The sequence below is a fragment of the Chitinophaga sp. YR627 genome (assembly GCF_900114995.1).
In the GTDB taxonomy this organism is placed as follows: Bacteria; Bacteroidota; Bacteroidia; order Chitinophagales; family Chitinophagaceae; genus Chitinophaga.
Map to the genome: position 1 here is coordinate 806,985 of NZ_FOUX01000003.1, position 20,715 is coordinate 827,699.

At 43.3% G+C, this 20,715-nt stretch carries 16 protein-coding genes; 15 read left to right on the forward strand and 1 reads right to left on the reverse strand.

Annotation, left to right across the window (positions count from 1 at the left end):
- Window positions 1–41 precede the first annotated feature (41 nt).
- The 4 genes from BMZ72_RS18785 (at window position 42) to BMZ72_RS18800 (ending at window position 5,619) form a co-directional block, all read left to right on the forward strand.
- Window positions 42–1,124: a PA0069 family radical SAM protein gene (locus tag BMZ72_RS18785; RefSeq protein ID WP_089811039.1), complete on the forward strand. Its 1,083-nt coding sequence runs from the start codon at window positions 42–44 to the stop codon at window positions 1,122–1,124.
- Window positions 1,125–1,731: 607 nt separating this feature from the next.
- Window positions 1,732–2,358 (forward strand): DinB family protein, encoded by a 627-nt coding sequence (locus tag BMZ72_RS18790; RefSeq protein ID WP_177222837.1) that lies wholly within the window; start codon window positions 1,732–1,734, stop codon window positions 2,356–2,358.
- A gap of 816 nt (window positions 2,359–3,174) precedes the next feature.
- Complete coding sequence (locus tag BMZ72_RS18795) at window positions 3,175–4,236, forward strand: AAA family ATPase (RefSeq protein WP_255373234.1); 1,062 nt, start codon at window positions 3,175–3,177, stop codon at window positions 4,234–4,236.
- Window positions 4,237–4,419: 183 nt separating this feature from the next.
- Window positions 4,420–5,619: a sterol desaturase family protein gene (locus BMZ72_RS18800; RefSeq protein ID WP_177222838.1), complete on the forward strand. Its 1,200-nt coding sequence runs from the start codon at window positions 4,420–4,422 to the stop codon at window positions 5,617–5,619.
- On the opposite strand, the gene BMZ72_RS18805 is transcribed toward BMZ72_RS18800, so the two are convergent.
- Entirely contained in the window at window positions 5,616–6,104 is a 489-nt protein-coding gene (locus BMZ72_RS18805) for an RNA polymerase sigma factor (protein WP_089811046.1), read from the reverse strand. The genes BMZ72_RS18800 and BMZ72_RS18805 overlap by 4 nt on opposite strands.
- Before the next feature lie 291 nt (window positions 6,105–6,395).
- Here BMZ72_RS18805 and glf point away from each other — a divergent pair, with 291 nt between their 5' ends.
- The 11 genes from glf to BMZ72_RS18860 all read left to right on the forward strand — a co-directional run bounded on the left by glf (window position 6,396) and on the right by BMZ72_RS18860 (window position 20,715).
- A complete protein-coding gene (glf, locus tag BMZ72_RS18810) occupies window positions 6,396–7,508 on the forward strand; it encodes a UDP-galactopyranose mutase (RefSeq protein ID WP_089811048.1) in 1,113 nt (370 codons plus the stop codon).
- Between the two features lie 23 nt (window positions 7,509–7,531).
- On the forward strand, window positions 7,532–8,518 hold the full coding sequence (locus tag BMZ72_RS18815; protein ID WP_089811049.1) for a hypothetical protein: 987 nt from the start codon (window positions 7,532–7,534) through the stop codon (window positions 8,516–8,518).
- 380 nt (window positions 8,519–8,898) lie between these two features.
- Complete coding sequence (gene rfbF, locus BMZ72_RS18820) at window positions 8,899–9,672, forward strand: glucose-1-phosphate cytidylyltransferase (protein ID WP_089811051.1); 774 nt, start codon at window positions 8,899–8,901, stop codon at window positions 9,670–9,672.
- A gap of 3 nt (window positions 9,673–9,675) precedes the next feature.
- On the forward strand, window positions 9,676–10,785 hold the full coding sequence (gene rfbG / locus BMZ72_RS18825; RefSeq protein ID WP_089811053.1) for a CDP-glucose 4,6-dehydratase: 1,110 nt from the start codon (window positions 9,676–9,678) through the stop codon (window positions 10,783–10,785).
- On the forward strand, window positions 10,782–11,657 hold the full coding sequence (locus BMZ72_RS18830; protein ID WP_089811055.1) for an SDR family oxidoreductase: 876 nt from the start codon (window positions 10,782–10,784) through the stop codon (window positions 11,655–11,657). Before rfbG ends, BMZ72_RS18830 begins: the two co-directional genes overlap by 4 nt.
- A complete protein-coding gene (rfbH, locus tag BMZ72_RS18835; protein WP_089811057.1) occupies window positions 11,647–12,960 on the forward strand; it encodes a lipopolysaccharide biosynthesis protein RfbH in 1,314 nt (437 codons plus the stop codon). The genes BMZ72_RS18830 and rfbH overlap by 11 nt, the downstream gene beginning before the upstream one ends.
- A 395-nt stretch (window positions 12,961–13,355) precedes the next feature.
- Entirely contained in the window at window positions 13,356–15,851 is a 2,496-nt protein-coding gene (locus BMZ72_RS18840; RefSeq protein WP_089811059.1) for an SLBB domain-containing protein, read from the forward strand.
- Window positions 15,852–15,890: 39 nt separating this feature from the next.
- On the forward strand, window positions 15,891–16,970 hold the full coding sequence (locus BMZ72_RS18845) for a GumC domain-containing protein (RefSeq protein WP_089811061.1): 1,080 nt from the start codon (window positions 15,891–15,893) through the stop codon (window positions 16,968–16,970).
- A gap of 25 nt (window positions 16,971–16,995) precedes the next feature.
- Window positions 16,996–18,135, forward strand: a complete 1,140-nt coding sequence (locus tag BMZ72_RS18850; protein ID WP_089811063.1) for a glycosyltransferase — start codon at window positions 16,996–16,998, stop codon at window positions 18,133–18,135.
- Window positions 18,132–19,586, forward strand: a complete 1,455-nt coding sequence (locus tag BMZ72_RS18855; protein ID WP_089811065.1) for a lipopolysaccharide biosynthesis protein — start codon at window positions 18,132–18,134, stop codon at window positions 19,584–19,586. The genes BMZ72_RS18850 and BMZ72_RS18855 overlap by 4 nt, the downstream gene beginning before the upstream one ends.
- A gap of 28 nt (window positions 19,587–19,614) precedes the next feature.
- Window positions 19,615–20,715 carry a glycosyltransferase gene (locus BMZ72_RS18860; RefSeq protein WP_089811067.1) on the forward strand — a complete coding sequence of 367 codons (1,101 nt, stop codon included), beginning with the start codon at window positions 19,615–19,617 and terminating at the stop codon, window positions 20,713–20,715.

Genomic DNA, 20,715 nt, shown 5'->3' on the forward strand with positions numbered 1-20,715 from the left:
TAGCTAATTAATTTAGTATTTTTACTAAAAATATTAGCTGTATGACCTTGCCATTTCAGGAGGGGATACCTGAAAATCCCTACTATAAAGGACGTGGAGCCCAATTAAATCCGAAGAACAGATTCCTCCGGAATGAGTATGCGCAGGAACATGCGGAGGGTATTGATGAGTGGTGGCAGGCAGATGTGCCTACGCAGATCCTGGAAGAGCATGCAAAGACGCTTGTCAATAAGGTAGATAGTCCGGATGTGGGTATGTGGTATTCCATGAACCCTTATCAGGGCTGTGAGCATGGTTGTATCTATTGTTATGCACGCAATGCGCATCAGTTCTGGGGGATGAGTGCCGGACTGGATTTCGAGCGGAAGATTGTGGTAAAGCGGAATGCGCCTGAGTTATTGAAGAAATTCCTCGATAATAAAAGCTGGGTACCCAAGCCCATTTCCCTCTCAGGGAATACAGACTGTTATCAGCCGCTGGAACGTAAAATGTTTCTGACCCGGCAGCTCCTGTCGATCGCACTGGACTACAAGCAACCTATTGGTATTATCACAAAGAATTCGCTGGTATTGCGGGATAAGTACATCCTGCAGCAGATGGCACGCCATGATCTGGTATGTGTATACGTCTCTATTACTACAATGCAGGAAGATCTGCGCCAGAAGATGGAACCGCGTACAACTACGGCTGCACAGCGTTTCAAGATAGTGAAGGAACTGAGTGAGCTCGGGATTCCGGTAGGGGTGATGACAGCGCCGATGATACCGGGACTGAATGATCATGAAATGCCCGCATTACTGGAAGCAGCGGCTGCAAATGGTGCGAAGTTTGCAGGGTATACGGTCGTTCGGCTGAACGATGCGGTAAAGATCATCTTTAATGATTGGTTGTATAAGAACTTTCCCGACAGGGCCGACAAGGTGTGGCATCATATTGAGAGTATGCATGGCGGTAATGTGAACGATAGTGATTTCGGCAGGCGTATGAGAGGAGAGGGGAATATTGCTGATCTTATCAAGCAGCAGTTTAAGGTACATACAAAGCGACTGGGAATTAACCAGGAGCGTTTTGAGTTCAATACCTCCCTGTTTGAAAGGCCACAGGTGCAGCTGAAACTGTTCTGATTAATGTCTACCGGCAACAGGGTGACAAGCACGAAGTATATAATATATTGACAGGCATACTGATTTGAGGTATACATACCTGTTAACAATAAATTGATAAGGGCATCGAAAAAATTTATTAGGAAAAATGCGTAAATAAAAAAAATAAAAAATATCTTTGTGCAAGCAATAAATGAAATGAAACGCAATCCAAAATATACTATTTCGAAGATGTCCTGTAAGAAGAAGCAGGCCAGAAATAGGTTGCGGGTATGTTGCACCAATTGTTAACGAAATAAGTTATCAAATGATATAACAAAAGTCCCGCAGGAATTGCGGGACTTTTTGCTTTTGAAGAATCTAAATGATGATTGAGCAAGACAACTGTGTGATAACTGTTATGTATATACATCGCCTGGTAAAGCCGGCGATTACTGTACGAAAGGAAGGCTTCTCCTTAAGGAGGCCTAATGGGCGTGGTATGTAGCCAACATAGAACTTATCTATATGCTACCCGGCCCATTTGATGGAGCCGGGTTTTTTATTTTTATTATATCAATACTGTTATGTGCCACAAGGCGTACAGAAAGTGGAGCTGGTCAGGTGCATAACCCCAAATCGACAGATCATGAGAAACGTAATTCAATCAGTAAGAGAGGCATTGCTTACAAACTTCAGGGAGTTAGATACCTGGTTCGAAAAAGATTTCGACCTGTTACACTTTAAACCGGATACTAATCAGTGGAATATCCGGGAAGTGCTGGAGCATATCAGCCTGACCAACTATTTTTTGTTACTTATCATTAACAAGAGCACCCGCAGAGCGCTGGACCGCAGACATGCCGCCAGGTCTATCATTATTCCTTCCGATTATATGGAGAAGTTTGATAAGATAGATGTGATAGGCAGCCGTTCCTTTGAATGGGTAAGACCAGAGCATCTGGAACCAAGCGGATTGCAGGATATGAGAGATGTGAGAGCGCTGCTCAAACAACAGTTTGCACAGAGTATGTATAATCTTAGTTTACTGAAGAACGGAGAAGGCATGCTGGTACTCACCAACCTGTCTGTGAACCACCTGGGTAAACTGGATATCTACCAGTATATCTACTTCCTTACCAAACATATCGAACGTCATATCCGCCAGATGCAGCGGTTGGCTAAAGAATATGAAGGTACTGCAGAAGAAGAAGTACAAAGCGGCAGTATCCTGAATGCTGCTGATGAAGAAGCAGAAAGCATGCTATTAATATAATAAATAGGTCGACCTCTCTTCGTCTGTTGGTTTTGGAAGCCCTTTTGGAATACTATCATTACCGGTGACATAAAACGTCACCGGTATTTTATATCTGCGACGTATATACGAATATCATACAGCAGGAAATTTGTGTGTCAATGGTTATCAACGCATAAGCAGCAGGGATGGGCAGGTGAGCGGAAAGTATTTGCAGGTTGATAAGAAAAAAAGTGCAAAAAAATTGTTAAAGACCAAAATAACATCATATATTTGCACCATCATTAACGGATAAACTATTTAAAACATGCTCAATAAACAAATTCAAATGAACACAGCGCCAGCAGCCTCAGTAGGGGTTCGTGGCAACGGGTTCCGGGCATGTAATAGTTTTATATAGAGAAGATTAATTCGTATATATAACAAGCCCCGGGACAAGCACCCGGGGCTTTTTTTTTCAGCAAAACTGAATGAAAGGCGAACGGATAAAAAGACATAAGAACCACGGCCATTCAAAGGAATGGAGCATAGCATCAATGCAATTGATGCTAACAGGACCTGGTATGCAATAATGCAGTATATGCGTTGTCGTTATAACCCGGTCTGCTGTCAGCTGACCGGGTTTTTTTATGATATTTTGGATTGAGTAGGTACAATTAGTTAACGTAAAGCGGGGTATTCCTGCCCCGCTTCAATCAAATGACGATTATTCATCAACATAGTTTTGTTTCATCTTAATTTGCATTAACCCCCATGTTGTCATTGCCGGACGCCAGGAGCGTTCCGGTATATGATAACCCATTGAAACATGTACATTTGCAGACTTATTTGAAAAGCATGGAGAATATTTCACAGCAGCGGACGATTGGAGGATCCAGTATTTTTGGGAATGGTTTGCTAGAAAGCAGCCCTTTCTATCTGTATTACTTTAATGCAATTCCTAATGTCAGCTTCATTTATACAATAAACGGCGAAAAAGCCCTGGCCGCTTTTAAAAAGGCTTACGAAAAGGATATCATCAGGATATACAGCAGGGAGGAGATTGGTGACAAGGAAAAGGAATATAAACATGATATTGCCCTGGTCATTATGCCGAATGAATGTATGGTTGAATTCGGAGATGATTACTGCGAAATCCTGCATAATGGTAATGCGGCCGCCTTTATAGCGGAGGTCACCACCCTGGTACGCAAGCACCGCGTCCGGGAAAAGAGGAAGAAATTTGAGATCAACCTGATCTCTTTTGGCGAGCGCGGACTGAAGCTGAAGGCGATGGAATTTAAGCGGACGCAGCTTGATCTGGCCCTCTATTATGAAGATGACTTTAAGGCGATCGACGAGATGATCTATAAACGGTTGAATACCAACGATGATAAGGGTATTGTGCTGTTACACGGATTGCCTGGTACGGGTAAAACCACCTATCTGCGTTACCTGATAGGAAGGCTGAAGAAACGGGTTATGTTCCTGGCGCCTTCCGTGGCGGCTAATCTGATGCAGCCTGATTTTATCTCCCTTTTGATAGATAATCCGAACACCATCCTGGTTATTGAGGATGCGGAGAATATCATAATGGACAGAAAATCAACCGGTAATTCGTCCGTCTCCAATCTGCTTAACCTGTCTGATGGCTTACTGGCAGATTGTATGAACGTACAGATCGTATGCACTTTCAACAGCGACCTTTCACAGATAGACAGCGCCCTGTTACGTAAGGGCAGGCTGATCGCCAAATACGAGTTTGGCAAACTGTCCGTTCCGAAAGCACAGCAGCTTTCCGGAAAACAGGGCTTTAACACCAGTATTACACAACCTATGACGATTGCTGAGGTAATGAATCAGCATGAGCCCTCCTTTGAGAAAAAGGAGATACCAATCGGTTTTCGCGCCAGACTCTAATACCTGATACCAATTGCAGATGTGTGCTCCGGTGCGCATTTGTAATTGGTTTTCATTGTCTATAAAATTGATAGACTATTATCGGGGGAAATATTGTAATATTGTTTCGATTTCGCTCCGTTGGCCACCAAACAATAGAGAAAACCCGTAATCCGAAACTTTATTCGCGTGCATTTAAACCACATGGCATGGGCCGTTCCACTATTCCTGGGACTGATGGGTATTGAATATCTGGTGGCTAAGAAAACAGGAAAGAATTATTTCGGCTTCAGTAGTTCCGTCAGCAACATTAATGTAGGTATCGCCGAAAGGCTGCTGGATACCTTTACGGTAGGTATTTTCTATTTTATCTACGACTATCTGCACACTCATTTCGGGGTATTTAATATCCGCTCCAGCGTCCTGCTGTGGGTCGCCCTGCTTATTTTAACTGACTTTATCTGGTATTGGTATCACCGCTGGGCGCATGAAGTGAACGTACTCTGGGGTGCACACGTGGTCCACCATCAAAGTGAGGACTTTAACTATACGGTATCGGCGCGTATTACTGTATTCCAGGCATTTTTCAGGATGTGCTTCTGGTCGGTATTACCCGTTATCGGATTTCCTCCGGCCATGATTATCAGCGTACAGCTGCTGCATGGCATCTATCCGTTCTTTATACATACCCGAACGATCGGTAAACTGGGTTTCCTGGAGTACATCCTGGTTACGCCTTCCCACCACCGGGTGCATCATGCTTCCAACGAGAAGTACCTGGACAAGAATTATGGCGATGTGTTTATCATATGGGATAAACTGTTTGGCACCTTCGCGGAGGAGGAAGAAGAGCCGGAATATGGGCTAACCAAACCCCTGGACAGCCATAGTTTCCTGTGGCAACACTTTCATTTCCTGCTGGAAATAGCTTATACGCTGAAGCAAACCAGGGGATTCAGGGCCCGTTGGAAGGTAGTATTTGGTAAACCCGATAATATTGATCCTACGATACGTCCGAAGCTGGAGGAGCGTTACCTGTTCCGCAGTACGGCTGAGGCAGGGTCGCGTAAACTACAGCAGTATGTGGTCTGGCAGGTAGGGACCATATTGCTGGTGTTATTCCTCTTTTTATTGTTTGAGCACTATATACCTGCATTTGTACAGGTATGCGTCACCCTCGTCATATTCCTGACGCTGATCAATAGCGGCGCTATTATGGAACAGCGGCGCTGGGTATTTTTCCTGGAATATGCGCGGTTACTGGTAACGTTTGCTGCCCTGTTTTATATCTGGCCGCATCCGTTATTACTGTTGGTCTTTGCATTGGTGCAATTGCCATTTTTCCTCTACAGATCCAGCATAGAAAGACGTTACCTGCGAATGGTATATGGTACGCCGGCTTAATGACGTGGAATAGTCGTACAAAGCAGTTTACGGGCCAGGTGAATACGGCTTTTGATCGTACCCATTGGTTCGTGTAGCATTTCCGCAATTTCATGATACTTGAAGCCATCGCAGTACAATAGTAATGGTTTCTTAAAAGATAAAGGGAGCTTGTAAAGGGTTCCCTTTATTTCTTTTGTACGGAGCATGTTTTCTGCATTTACTTCGGCCAGGGTGTTGTTGGTAATGTTGGGCGTGATCTCGGCAGTAGTGGAGTGTTTGGCGGCGCGTCTGTATTCATTGATGAAAAGGTTGCGCATAATAGTATACAGCCATGCACGAATGTTACTGCCTTCGAGATATTTGTCCTTGTTTTTCAGTGCTTTATAAAGTGTCTCCTGGTAAAGGTCTTTGGCAGCTTCCGGGTCCTTGGTCAGTGCCATGGCAACAGGCTTCAGGAAATCTGCGTTTTCCAGTAAATGAACTTGGAATGTTGAAAAACTCATGGTTTGGGGGATGTTGTAGATTTTGGGATCGATGTACAGTTGTGTTGCGATGCCGGCCCGGCCGGCATTTATAATGATACAAACGTAGAAAATGCCTCAAATGGATTGAAAAACAGGGGAAAAATTATCAGGTAAAGACTAAACTGATCAATCTGCCTGGTTTTCACCTCCCTAATATTTGTATCTTATTTTTAATAGCTTTGCTCCCCGATACCATTTGGATGACTGTCAACTGTAGCATGATGAACCTCCCAGGTAGCAGCCGACAGCCTTATATACAAACTTGATTAAATGACGGAATTTGACTTTTTGATAGTCGGTAGTGGATTATTCGGGGCTGTATTTGCCCACGAGTGCAGGAAAGCCGGAAAGAAGGTGCTGGTAATAGACAGGCGTCAGCATAGCGGCGGAAACGTCTATTGTGAAAACGTCAATGGTATTAACGTCCATAAGTACGGTGCGCATATCTTTCATACCAATGACAAGCCGATATGGGATTATGTGAATTCCTTTGTCACGTTCAATAACTACGTCAATTCTCCATTGGCTGTATATAAGGACGAATTGTACAATCTTCCCTTCAACATGAATACCTTTCATCAGCTGTGGAAGGTGAAGACGCCCCAGGAGGCAAAGGCGAAAATTGCGGAACAGGTAGCGGCGCTGAATATCAGCGATCCGCAGAATCTGGAAGAGCAGGCTTTATCGCTGGTTGGGGTGGATATTTATGAAAAGCTGATCAGAGGGTATACCGAGAAGCAATGGGGACGGAAAGCCAGTGAGTTGCCCGCCTTTATTATCAAGCGATTACCATTGCGTTTTACCTATAACAACAACTACTTCAACGACAAATACCAGGGCATACCTATCGGTGGTTATAATCTATTGATAGAGCGCTTGCTGGAAGGTATTGAGGTAAGACTGAATACCGACTTCTTTTCAGCGCGGGAGGAATTGTCTGCACTGGCAAAAACAGTCGTATTTACCGGTCAGCTGGATGAGTTTTATAATTACCGTTTTGGGATGCTGGAGTACAGAAGTCTGCGCTTTGAGCACCAGGAGCTAGCGACAGACAATTACCAGGGGAATGCGGTGGTGAATTATACAGAAAGAGAGGTACCCTATACCCGTATTATAGAGCATAAGCATTTTGAATTTGGTCAGCAACCAACGACTGTGATTACCAAAGAATATCCGCAGGAATGGACGAAAGGGCTGGAGCCGTATTACCCTATCAATGATGATACAAATGCCGGTGTCTACAAGCAATATAAAGCACTGGCGGATAAGGAGACGGATGTTATTTTCGGCGGCCGGCTTGCTGAATACCGTTATTATGATATGCACCAGGTGGTAGGTTCAGCCCTGCATATGGTCAGACAACATTTGAAAACAAGCGAATAAAACCAACAAGGGTATATTTCCCTATGATCCAGATCTTCAATAATACCAGAATTTATGTAATGGCGCCGTCTTCCTTTTCTTCGGGAGGACCAGAACTCCTACACCAGCTTTGCCACAAGCTCGAAAAACAGGGCTATGATGCCGTTATCTACTATCATCCTCATGCCGAAAATCCTGTGCATCCCAACTTTGTCAAGTATAACTGCAAGTATGTGACACAGCTGGAAGATAAAAAGGAACACGTACTGGTGATGCCGGAGACCTTTTTCTTCATGGCCGGCCAGTTTAAACATATCCGCAAATGTGGTTGGTGGTTAAGCGTTGATAATCTTTTCAAGACAAAAGAAGCGCCTAAACATTATCGCTATATAAAGAAACTCGGACTGCATGGCATGTACAGGTGGGCGATCATGAACGGGCAGATTAAGGGTAAGTTTACCTATCACCTGGCACAGTCAGTATATGCGGTGGATTTTATCCGGAAATGGGGGATGGAAGCCGGCTATCTTTCGGATTACCTGAATGACAGCTTTTTACAGCAGTCCAGGGCTAATATTAACCAGGCTAAAAAGCCACAGGTACTGTATAATCCACTGAAGGGGCTGGCTTTTACACAAAAGATCATGGCCGCCATGCCGGATGTAAAATGGATCCCTATTCAGAAAATGACACCGGCGCAGGTAGGGGAGCTGCTGAATGAGTCAATGGTTTATATCGACTTCGGAGAACATCCGGGGAAAGACCGTTTTCCGAGGGAGGCTGCCATTTACAGGTGTTGTGTGATTACCGGCAAGAGGGGATCAGCCGCATTTCAGGAGGATGTACCTATCCCGGAGCAGTATAAGATCGCCGATACAGCGGAAAATATCCCTGCTATTGTCAACATGATAAATTCGTGTTTATCAGATTATACCGGGCATATTAAAGATTTTGAAAGCTACAGGGAGTGGATTTATGGAGAAGAGGCTGGCTTTGAAAAAGATATCAGCATGCTTTTCAACAGGAAATAATGAATTACAACATATTGTCAGACAAACGAAACAGGAAATATTCTCAGGAAGTTTCCTGTTTCGTTGTATTGGGGCGTCTGTGTCATAAGAAATGGTGAACGGCGACCATGGAAGCAGGTGAAATGGGTATATATCATATAGGTACTAATGCCTAACTATTGGTGCCTGATAATAAGTGTCTAAGATGTTTAGAGATAATTAGTTGGAAGGTCCGTCCGCAGTGACAATTATTTGGCTGGTTTCCATTCTATTAACGTTTGTAGGTTATTTTTAATAGATTTGCAGCGATTTTTTAAAAGATGTGCAGACTGGTTAGTGAAGAAATTTGTATGGCCCCTAAAAAATATCAGGTGGCCATAGATAATGCTTAATTACGCAATATGAAAGTTGTTATTCTTGCCGGGGGATTAGGGACAAGGTTGTCAGAAGAGACTTCTCTAAAACCTAAGCCAATGGTTGAAATCGGGGGAATGCCCATCCTATGGCACATTATGAAAATATACTCCGCACACGGATTTAATGACTTTGTCATTTGCCTGGGGTATAAAGGATATGTCATCAAGGAGTACTTTGCCAACTATTTTCTTCACAAATCAGATGTCACCATCGACCTCAAGAATAACTCAGTAAAAGTGCATGATTCTCAGGCAGAACCATGGACGATTACGCTTGTAGATACCGGTGTGGAGTCCATGACTGGTGGAAGGATAAAGCGTATTGCCGAGCATGTAGGGAATGAACCTTTCCTGTTAACATACGGGGACGGTGTAGGTGATGTGAATATCAGGGAGTTAGTAGAACTGCATAAGGCCAAAAAGAAGTTCTGCACAGTAACATCCGTACAGCCTTCCGGAAGGTTCGGCGCACTGAATATCGAAGATGACAGCAATGAGGTGGTTTCTTTCCTGGAGAAACCGAAGGGAGACGGTGCCTGGATCAATGGAGGTTTCTTCGTTTGTGAGCCTGCTGTATTTGACTATATTAAGGACGATGCTACCATCTGGGAAAAAGAGCCGCTGGAAAAGCTGGCGTCAGACGGACAGATGGTCGCATATAAGCATCATGGCTTCTGGAAACCAATGGATACGCTGAGAGATAAACAGGAACTGGAGAACGACTGGAATCATAAGACCGCTAAATGGAAAATCTGGTAGTTCATGAGTTTATTAAATGCATATAAAGGCCGGAAAGTCTTACTGACGGGTCATACAGGGTTTAAAGGCTCCTGGATGGCTATCTGGTTGAAAGAATTGGGAGCGGAAGTATATGGTTATTCCCTGGAACCGTATTCTTCATATGATAATTTTGTACGCTGTAATCTGCAGGATGAGATCGGTCACAAGATCGGAGATGTCCGGGACAGAGACGCGATGATAGCCTATTTCAACGCAGTACAGCCAGAAATCGTTTTTCACCTGGCAGCTCAGCCACTTGTCATTAAATCATATGAAGATCCGGCAGGAACGTTTGAAACGAACCTGATGGGTGTTGTTAACTTCTTTGATGCAGTAAGGCTCACGCCTTCTGTTAAAGTGGCGCTTAATATCACCAGCGACAAGTGTTACGACAATAAAGAATGGATATGGGGGTATCGTGAAACAGACCCTATGGGAGGAAAGGACCCTTATAGTGCGTCCAAGGGTTGTGCAGAGTTAATCACTTCTTCCTATATGCACTCTTTCTTTCAGAAAGAAGGAGCTGCACTGGTCGCTTCTGCGAGAGCTGGAAACGTGATTGGTGGTGGCGATTGGGCGGAAAACAGGATTGTACCGGACTTTTTCCGGGCAATCAGTGCGAAAGAAACGCTGAACGTCAGAAACCTTTATGCTACCAGACCATGGCAACATGTGCTGGAACCATTAAGCGGATATCTGACTTTGGCAGTAAAATTGCTTACTGAAGGCCGCCAATATTGTGGAGGCTGGAATTTTGGTCCGGACGGTATGACGAATTATTCAGTCAAAGACCTGCTGGACAAAGTTATCGATACCCATAAGGCCGGAGCATATGTGTCAACTGCCAGTCCTGATCAGCTACATGAGGCGATGCTGTTAAAGCTGGACATCTCAAAGGCGGTCAACTTCCTGAAATGGAAACCCGTACTGACATTTGAAGAAACGGTGGATTTTGTGGTAGATGGTTACAAAGCCGACATGTCTGAGACGAACAATGTGCTGAACAGTCGTCGTGAGCAGATTGCAGCATTTACCAAACTGGCTGCGGAACGTCAGATTCAGTGGGCCGTGCAAACAGAAGTATTGATATGAAAGTATTTATAGTAGGCGCTTCCGGATTGATCGGCTCACATTGTATGCAGCATTTTCAAGCTGCCGGAGCAGATGTTGTGGGAACGCATCGCAGTTTTGCAACGCCGTCTACGGTGTATTTTGATCCTGGAGATGATAGCAGCTGGGAGGTGTTAAAACAGTTCGCTCCTGACATCATCATTCATTGCGGTGCGATGACGAACGCGGATTATTGTGAAAGCAATGTGGCTGAAAGTGAAGAGCTGACCGTAGTATCTGTGAAAAAGTTATGTGATTATTGCCGTGAAAGTGGCTGTAAGTTCGTTTACATCTCAACAGATTACATTTTCGACGGACAAGCTGGTCCATACAGGGAGGATACCATACCTAACCCGCTAAATGTATACGGCAGGCATAAACTGGCGGCGGAGCAACTGGTACAGCAACTCGACGACTATCTGATTGCCAGGGTCACTAATGTGTATGGCGAAGAGCTGAGGAATAAAAACTTTATATCACGCCTGGTAGGCTGGTTGACCAGTGACGAGGAAAGAGAGGCAAATATACCATATGACCAGTTTGCAACGCCTTTGTATGCGGGTGATGTAGGTGGCATGTTGGTGTTGCTGATGAGAGATAAGAAACAGGGTGTGTATAACTTTGCATCTACAGACTATTTTAGCCGGTACCAACTGGCCAGAAAAGTTTGTTCTTATTTCCCGGAACATACCGGACTGACTTTGCACGCAATAAGTACTGCTGAGTTAAAACAGGCCGCCAACCGACCATTGAAAGGAGGACTGAATAATCAGAAATTCAGTCTGGAATATCCGGAATACCTATATACCAATATTGACAGTTATCTGCTTAAAATAAGACGGAATGGAGTATAAAAATATTGATCTGCAACTGAAAACACTTCTTAGTGAAAAGATTAAACCTAATATCAGTAAGCAAATCAGACCAGGACAGGATTATATTCCTGTAACCGGAAAAATTCTTGATGAAGAAGATCTGTTGGCTGGAGTGGATGCCGTAATGGACGGTTGGCTGACAACAGGACGGTATGGCGTACAATTCGAGCGTGAATTTGCGAGATGGTTTGGATCAAGATTTTCCTTACTTGTCAATTCCGGTTCTTCGGCTAACCTGGTTGCCTTTTATACACTCACTTCACCAAAACTTGGCGACAGGGCGATCAAACCGGGAGATGAAGTCATTACAGTGGCTGCCGGTTTCCCTACTACAGTTAACCCTATTGTGCAGTTTGGAGCCGTACCGGTATTCATAGATATAGATATTCCTACTTACAATATCAACACTTCCTTAATTGAAGACGCTATCACCGATCGTACCAAAGCAATTATGATTGCACATACGCTTGGTAATCCATTTAATCTGGACGAAGTACAGCGGATCGCTAAAAAATACAATTTATGGCTGGTAGAGGACGATTGTGATTCACTGGGTGCTACCTACAATGGTCGTAAAACAGGCACCTTTGGTGATATCGCAACTGTTTCATTTTACCCTGCTCATCATATCACCATGGGTGAAGGCGGTGCCGTTCTGATCAACAACACTTCGCTGAAAAAGATCGCGGAAAGTTTCCGTGACTGGGGTCGTGACTGCTGGTGTGAGCCTGGGAAGGATAATACCTGTGGTAAACGTTTTGACTGGCAGCTGGGAGAATTACCATGTGGCTATGACCATAAGTATACCTACTCTCATATCGGATTTAACCTGAAGGTGACTGATATGCAGGCGGCTATTGGTCTGAGTCAGTTGAAAAAAGCGGAGAAGTTTGTACAGAAACGTAAGGATAACTACAAGCTGTTATATGAACGACTGAAACAGTTTGAAGAACACTTTATTCTGCACGAAGCAACACCAAACAGTGAACCAAGCTGGTTTGGCTTTATGGTAACCGTACGTGAGGGCAGTGCGATCAATCGTAATGACCTGGTAAGGTTCCTTGAGGATAACAAGATCGGTACGAGATTGTTATTTGCAGGTAATCTGATCAAACAGCCAGCCTACAAGGATATTAACAAAAGAGTGGTAGGAGAATTAACCAATACAGATATAGTGATGGAACGTGCATTCTGGCTGGGAGTATGGCCAGGACTGGACGCTATCCATTACGATTATATCGCAGACACAATTAAGAAATATATCGCGGGTATACAGGCATAATTCCCTGCTGGTACTCATGTAAATATTTGAAGGTCCGGGGTCAGCAGAGGCAGGTACATCATTCGTACCTGCCTGGTCTGACTGCCGGATTATTTTAAAAGGGAGGCTTTCTAATCCGACTGGCAGCTGGCACAAAAGCAGAGCAGTTAAAATAATATCAGATAGATCAAATGTAGTAAGATGGTATGATCTGCTACTTAACCATTGTAAATAGCCGGTTAATATCCTTTCAGATGTAACATAAAGGGTATTAAATAGACTGATTTTCAATAAGTTAATATTTGTATGTTATTTTTAATAGATTTGCACCGGCTTTTTGTTGGAAGTGGTGTTATACATAAGCGGGCCTTTCGAATGATATTTTTTTAATCCAGATAGTTATCATCCAATAATTCATGTTCAGGAAAGTATTATTGTTACAGCTTTTATTGTTGGCCTTTGGCTATTGTCTGCATGCACAAATTCCTGCTGGTGCCCAGACGGTACAGGTAGATAATCTGACTGATGATCAGATCAGGCAGCTGGTGACCCAGATGAAGGAAAAGGGTGTGACTTTTAATCAGATAGATGAATATGCAGTACAGCGGGGAATATCTGATACAGAAGTAGGCAAGCTTAAACAACGCATACAGCAATTAAATCTGGACAGTGAACTGGGAGAAAGCGGCGGAAGCGGCGGAAGCGGAAAAATCACCGGTGATAATTCTGAAAGACGCTACTCCGGAGGACAGGATACTATCTACTACTGGAAAGATCAATACCAGCAAATTAAGAATAAGGAGGAATATGACAGGGAAATGCGGCGCCGGAAAGTATTTGGCGCAGAGTTGTTCAGTACCCAGAACCTGACTTTTGAACCCAACCTTAGAATACCAACCCCTCCCAATTATAGAATTGCCGCTGATGACGAGCTGTTGATAGATGTATATGGTTATTCCGAAGTACAACATTCACTGAAAGTTTCTCCGGAGGGATATGTCAGAATACCTTATCTGGGTCCCGTGTATGTAAACGGATTGACAATGGAGGAAGCACGTATCCGTATTACAAAACAGCTGGGCACTATTTACAGCGGTATAAAAACTGGTAATACCTCCGTGCAGGTATCATTAGGGAATATCAGAAGCATTAAAGTATTACTGATCGGAGAGGTTATGCGTCCCGGTACCTACACGATTCCATCACTTGCTACGGTAGTAAATGCGCTATATGTATCCGGAGGTCCTAATGAGAATGGGTCATTCCGTGCTATAGAGGTAGTACGAAATGGCAAGACCGTGGCAACATTCGATCTGTACGATTTCCTTTTACACGGAGACCTGTCAAATAATATCGTACTGCAGGACCAGGACATCGTGAAAGTGAATCCCTATAAAACAAGAGTGGAATTAACAGGTGCGGTGAAACATCCCGCTGTATTTGAAACAAAAAGTAAGGAAACCTTACAGGATGTGATTGATTTCGCTGGCGGATATACAGATAATTCATTCAGGGATATTGTGAGAGCATTGAGAATTACTGACAAACAAAGGCAGTTTGTGAATATATCAGGCGATTCTGTGGCCTCCTTCAGGTTAAAGTCAGGAGACAAATTTTACATTGATTCGATCACTGATCACTTTGAAAACAGAGTTATCATATCAGGTGCAATATTCCATCCTGGCAGCTATGGATTAGAAGAAGGGATGAGTGTTGCGGACCTTATTAAAAAAGCAGATGGTGTGCAGGAAGTGGCGGCTACCGCGAGGGGAATGATCAGAAGATTAAAGGATGATTTTACGCCGGCAACGATCAGTTTTAACGTACTGGACGAGATAAATGGAAAGAGCAAAACTTTATTAAAACGTGAAGACAGCGTTGTCATATTTTCCAAACTTGCATTAAGAGAACAATACGTTGTAAGAATCACCGGTGAGGTGAATCAGCCAGGTAATTATAGCTATGGTGAGGGCATGCAACTGGAAGATCTTGTGCTACTGGCAGGAGGCTTACGTGATGCGGCAAGCCTGAAACACCTGGAGATATCGCGTCGTATCCGTGGTGGCGGTGACTATGATTCCTCAGATATTCGTATGGCTATTACGCAGCAATTTGATGTCAATGCAGATCTCAGTTCTAATGCTGCTGCGGCAGGGTTCATTTTGCAGCCATTTGACGAGGTGATCGTAAGAAGAGCTCCTTCTTATAATCAGCAGTCGAATGTGCTGATAGATGGCGAAATAGCATATCCCGGTACTTATGCTATCAATACGAAACAGGAGCATATTTCGGATCTTGTAAAACGCGCAGGCGGCTTACGCCCGGAAGCATCCGCTGAAGGTGCCGTATTACTGAGAAGGACTTATATCAATGATCAGGACAGTGCATTACTTCGCAGTAAACTTGAAGTGTTTTTCAACAAAGCAAGGGATAGTGCAGATGTGGAAAGAACAAAAGCTACTGTTGAGCGTAATACACAGCTGGTAGGTATTCAGCTGGAAAAGATACTGGAACACCCGGGTTCTAAATATGATCTGTTACTGGAAGAGGGAGATGTCATCCGGGTACCTAAGAAGCTGCAAACTGTACAGCTTTTTGGGGAATTGTACTTCCCTAAGAAAGTAAGGTTTGATAAGGAAATAACATTCAGGTCCTATGTAAGGAGTGCAGGTGGCTTTACATCACAGGCATTGAAAAGGCGGAGCTATATTATTTATGCAAATGGAGAGGTGAAGAGTACCAGGAAATTGTTGTTCTTCAACAGTTATCCTAAAGTGAAGCCAGGAGCAGAGATCTATGTGCCATCCAAACCTGAAAGAAAGGGTATTACTGCTGCCGCTACTGTTGGTCTTGCCAGTGCATTTGCATCACTGGCGCTGGTGGTGGTCACTATCCTCAATTCGACTAAATAAAAGATCTCATAATTCCGACCTATTTAACGCAGCTGTTGTATGGAACAAGACAGAAAAGAGCCTACCGGCCCCAAAGATGAAATAACGTTACGCGACGCCGTATTGTTGATAAGAGGATGGTGCCGGTACCTGCTAAGTAAATGGATAATTATCGGGCTGTTTGTTATTGTTGGTGCCGTATTGGGAGCCCTTGTATCGTTTATGAGCAAACCTGCTTATGATGGCGCGCTTACATTCGTGCTGGAGGATGCCGGTGGCGGAGGTACACTGAATGCCTATGCCGGTATTGCCAGCCAGTTTGGAGTAGACCTTGGCGGTGGGGGAAGTGTTGGTGTATTGTCCGGAGAAAACATCATGGAATTCCTCGAATCAAGGCTTATCGTAGAAAAAGCGTTGCTATCCACGGCTGTACTTGATGGAAAAAAGATGACACTGGCGGAGATGTACATTGATATGTACAACCTGCGTGAAAAATGGAAAAAAAGCCCTGTTCTTGCATCCATACATTTTCCTGTTGAACAGAAAAGAGCATCCTTCAGTTTAAAGCAGGATAGTATTTTGTATGAGTTATGTCTCAGGGTTGTTAATAAAAATCTGGAAGTAGCAAAATCCGAGAAGAAGTCAGCCTTTATTACAGTTACGACGACCAGTGGTCAGCCGGTGTTTTCCAAATCATTTACCGAAGCGCTGGTACAGGAAGCAACTACCTTCTATGTAGATACAAAAACCAAGCGCTCCAAGGTGAACGTGGATAAGCTCCAGCTCACCGCAGATTCCATAGAATTGTTACTGAACAGAAAAACATATGCGTTGGCCGCCACACAGGATGCCAATATGAATCCGTTAAGACAGACAGCTAATGTAAATACTGAATTGCAGACCAGGGATAAGCTGGTATTGCAGACGATGTATACGGAAGTGATAAAGAACCTCGAGTTGAGTAAAATGTCTATGGCGCAGGAGACACCGATCGTGCAGGTCATCGATACACCCATCATGCCACTTAAGATGAAAAAGCTCGGTCTGATCATCGGTGTTATTGCCGGGATGTTTGCTGGTGGCGTATTGATTGTCGGAGTGCTGATCATCAGAAAAATATATCAGAACCTTGCGGCCTAAAGTAAGCCGATAAACAGGATTATATATGAAGAAGAATGTACTTGTTGTGGGTGAAGCAATGGACCTTTACAGAACGCAGGCATTTGTTAAATGTGTATTGGACAGATATCAACAATTTAACCTCACCTATATTGCCGTTCAGGCTCCCTTTAAACCGTCAAAAGGAATTATTGGAAAAGTAATTAACAAGGCGCAGAGAGTTATTGATAAAATATTCCGGGATGTGTTCCTTGCTTATCAGCTGATATTGGCCGATCTGGTTTATATCCCGGCGATGAGCGTGAATACCCGCGTACTTAAACTCGCTTTCTTAATGAAAAAAAAGGTCCTTGCTGAGTATTATATTTCGTTATATGATACGTACGTACTGGACCGGGGATTACTTAAGGAGACAGATCGCGCTGCTATCCGTTATAAAGCATATGATACGCTCCTGCAGAAGCATGCACACCTCATTTATCTGAATCCTGTGGAAGCTGCGAGGTATTCCGGTTTAAGCGGCTTAAAACTATCTGAATTAGAATACAGCATTATTCCGCTGATAGCAAGACAGCGTAATTTTGCGGAACTTGCATTTTATAAAGGGGCACAACCAACATTCAACATTGCCTGGTGGGGAACCTATATACCACTGCATGGACTTGACAAATTATTGCAGGTATGCCATCTCCTGAAAGAGCGTAAGGTTAACTTTCATTTTCACATTTTCGGTAACGACGAGGCCAGATCACTTCCACATGTAAATAACATCAGGGAATATGGTCTTGAAGATGTCGTAACCCTGAGAAATGATATCAGCTTCTCCAATAATCAGCTTGAACCTTTTCTGATCAAAAACTGCTCTCTTGCCATGGGAGCGTTTGGTGATTCTGAAAAAGCCCGTGCCGTTATTCTCAATAAAACAATCGAGGCTGTAGGGATGAAACTGCCGGTATTAACACAAACCTCACCTGCATTCCTGGATTATTTTGAAGAGGGAAAAAGCATGTTTATGTGTAAACCGGAAGTAGCAATTATCGCAGATAAGATCATTGAGATAATAGAGATGCAGGCGCAGGAAGTGATAAAGGTAACAGAGAACGCCTACACCATATTTGAACGTCATTTTTCTGAGAGAGCGGCTTATTCATCTTATAATATGCTGTTAAACCAATATCAGGGATGACATCGTTAAAGAAGCAATTCATATCAGGCGTAGTTTATACCGCTGCTGCAAAGTATGCGGGACTGATCATTCAGCTGGTAATCACCGGTGTATTATCCCGTCTGCTGACTCCTGACGATTTTGGTATTGTGGCCATCGCAACTGTCTTTATCACTTTTTTTAATTTACTAAGCGACTTTGGAATAGGGCCGGCAATTATACAGACCAAAGACCTTGAAGAGGAGGAAATAAGAGACATCTTTACGTTCTCCATTTACGTGGGATTGGGACTGGGCGTGTTTTTTTTCATCGCGGGAACATGGATAGCGGATATCTACAATAAGCCGGTACTTGTGACGATATGCCGTCTCTTATCAATAAATGTTTTTTTTGCGAGTATCAATATCGTTCCGAACGCCATGTTGCTACGTGAAAAAAAATTCAAATTCATTGCACTGCGTACACTGTTCATACAGGTTGTGTGTGGTGTTATTGGAATTGCAGCTGCGTTGAGCGGTATGAATTTGTACTCCCTGATCATCTACTCTATTTCCAGCGCGATAGCCTTGTTTGCGGTGAACTATTATCAGAACCCGCTTTTCAGGCATATTACTTTTAAATCCAGTTCGCTAAAGAAGATATATCATTACTCGATCTATCAGTTCTTTTTTAATTTCATTAATTACTTCTCAAGAAATCTTGATACGCTCTTTATAGGCCGTTTTCTTTCAACGGCTGTTCTCGGATACTATGATAAGGCCTACAGGTTGATGTTATTGCCGGTTGAGAATCTTACCCATGTATTATCCCCCGTGATACATCCTTTATTTTCGGACTTTCAGCATGACAAAAAGAAAATAGAGGAGGGGTATGGTAAAATCGTATTCTTCCTTGCTATGCTTGGATTCCCGGCATCTGCATACCTGCCTTTTGTATCCAGAGAATTAATTTATATCATATTCGGCAATCAGTGGGAAAATGCAGTACCTGTATTTCAGATCCTGTCCTGGAGTGTTGGTATTCAGATTGTGTTGTCAAGTTCAGGTTCGATCTTTCAGGCGGCTAACGGCACTAAAATGCTTTTTCTTTCGGGCTTTTTGTCTGCCATCGCAATGGTCGGTGGAATTTGTTATGGTGTTTTCGTTACGAAAACGAGTGAAGGGGTTGCGTATGGGCTTATAGTAGCTTTTGTGCTTAATTTTATACAGGCCTATCTGTTGCTGATCAGATTTGTATTGCATGGCTCACTGAGCCGTTTTCTGCGTGCGTTTATAAAGCCTTTGTTACTCTTCTTCCTGGTACTGATCTTTGAGTATGTGTTTTATAGAATGGCATTCTCTGCGCCGGTATTCCTGTCATTTATATTGAAAACATTTATTGCAGGATGTGCTGTTGTCACCGGAATCATTATTACCGGAGATTATAAACTGGTAATAGCTATTGTAAAAGGTTTTTTACAGTCACGGAAGTAACGTGACAGCTTGTTTTAAAAATGAATTTATGGGTAAGCTACTATATATATCTTTTGTTGATTACGGTAATAAGCTTGAGCTGGGAGTGATCAAGAAAATTGAAGGTCAGATCAAAGCATTTCAGGCAAAAGGAATGGAGGTGGTCCAGCTAAGGTTACTGAACGGGACCGTATTTATAGGAGAACATCCGTTGCTGAAAATCAACGGTAAGATGGATTTCTTTATAAAGCTACCACTACTGTTATTCCGTTTCTTTCAAAAAAGCAATGATATTTATAACCTGGTATATCTAAGAAAGACCTATATCACCCCGCTACACTTTTTTTGGATAAAACTGTTACATAAGAAGAGTAAGGCCTTATTGCTTGAAATTCCTACTTATCCGTATGAAGGTGAGATGACAGGAAATAAGCCCGCATTATTACTTGATACGATGGCTAATAAGCTCATCAAACCATATCTCACAGGAATGATCACTTCACAGTACTTCGATGAGATATGGGGCATGAAAACCATTAAGATCAGGAACGGATATGATTTTTCAGGTGTGAAAGCTTATCCCAGACAAAGACCCGCAGACACTTTGCGTTTTATCGCTGTAACAAACCTCCTTTTCTTTCATGGACTGGATAGGTTCATTCAGGCAATGCATCAGTATCGTACTACATATGGAGAGAAGGCGTTAAAAATTGAGTTTCATATCGTTGGGCAGGGAGAGGAAAAGGAAAATCTTGTTGCACTTATTGATCAGCTGGGAGTGGAAGGTGTTATATTCCATGGCCCAAGAACAGGGGCTGAGCTGGAAGCCCGTTATATGAATGCAGATATAGGTGTAGGATCGCTGGCGCTTTACAGGAAGAATGTGGCATATACATCAACACTCAAGACAATTGAATACTGTTATTACGGATTGCCATTTATTGCAGGTGCATGCGACAGGGAACTCAGCAAAGATCCGTTTGTAATGGAGGTAGGAAATAATGACAGTCCGATAGATCTTTATAAAGTGATAGAATGGTACGCTGGACTTACAATCAGTCAGCAGGATATTCAGGCAAGAGGAAAGGCACTGTACAGCTGGGATGATCAGGTAGAGAAGATTATTGATGCCGCCGGGGCAGGGGTATAA

Coding starts and splice junctions, on each gene's coding strand:
- BMZ72_RS18785 (WP_089811039.1), top strand. CDS start 42: ATGACCTTGCCATTTCAGGAGGGGATACCTGAAAATCCCTACTATAAA.
- BMZ72_RS18790 (WP_177222837.1), top strand. CDS start 1,732: ATGAGAAACGTAATTCAATCAGTAAGAGAGGCATTGCTTACAAACTTC.
- BMZ72_RS18795 (WP_255373234.1), top strand. CDS start 3,175: ATGGAGAATATTTCACAGCAGCGGACGATTGGAGGATCCAGTATTTTT.
- BMZ72_RS18800 (WP_177222838.1), top strand. CDS start 4,420: ATGGCATGGGCCGTTCCACTATTCCTGGGACTGATGGGTATTGAATAT.
- BMZ72_RS18805 (WP_089811046.1), bottom strand. CDS start 6,104: ATGAGTTTTTCAACATTCCAAGTTCATTTACTGGAAAACGCAGATTTC.
- glf (WP_089811048.1), top strand. CDS start 6,396: ATGACGGAATTTGACTTTTTGATAGTCGGTAGTGGATTATTCGGGGCT.
- BMZ72_RS18815 (WP_089811049.1), top strand. CDS start 7,532: ATGATCCAGATCTTCAATAATACCAGAATTTATGTAATGGCGCCGTCT.
- rfbF (WP_089811051.1), top strand. CDS start 8,899: ATGAAAGTTGTTATTCTTGCCGGGGGATTAGGGACAAGGTTGTCAGAA.
- rfbG (WP_089811053.1), top strand. CDS start 9,676: ATGAGTTTATTAAATGCATATAAAGGCCGGAAAGTCTTACTGACGGGT.
- BMZ72_RS18830 (WP_089811055.1), top strand. CDS start 10,782: ATGAAAGTATTTATAGTAGGCGCTTCCGGATTGATCGGCTCACATTGT.
- rfbH (WP_089811057.1), top strand. CDS start 11,647: ATGGAGTATAAAAATATTGATCTGCAACTGAAAACACTTCTTAGTGAA.
- BMZ72_RS18840 (WP_089811059.1), top strand. CDS start 13,356: ATGTTCAGGAAAGTATTATTGTTACAGCTTTTATTGTTGGCCTTTGGC.
- BMZ72_RS18845 (WP_089811061.1), top strand. CDS start 15,891: ATGGAACAAGACAGAAAAGAGCCTACCGGCCCCAAAGATGAAATAACG.
- BMZ72_RS18850 (WP_089811063.1), top strand. CDS start 16,996: ATGAAGAAGAATGTACTTGTTGTGGGTGAAGCAATGGACCTTTACAGA.
- BMZ72_RS18855 (WP_089811065.1), top strand. CDS start 18,132: ATGACATCGTTAAAGAAGCAATTCATATCAGGCGTAGTTTATACCGCT.
- BMZ72_RS18860 (WP_089811067.1), top strand. CDS start 19,615: ATGGGTAAGCTACTATATATATCTTTTGTTGATTACGGTAATAAGCTT.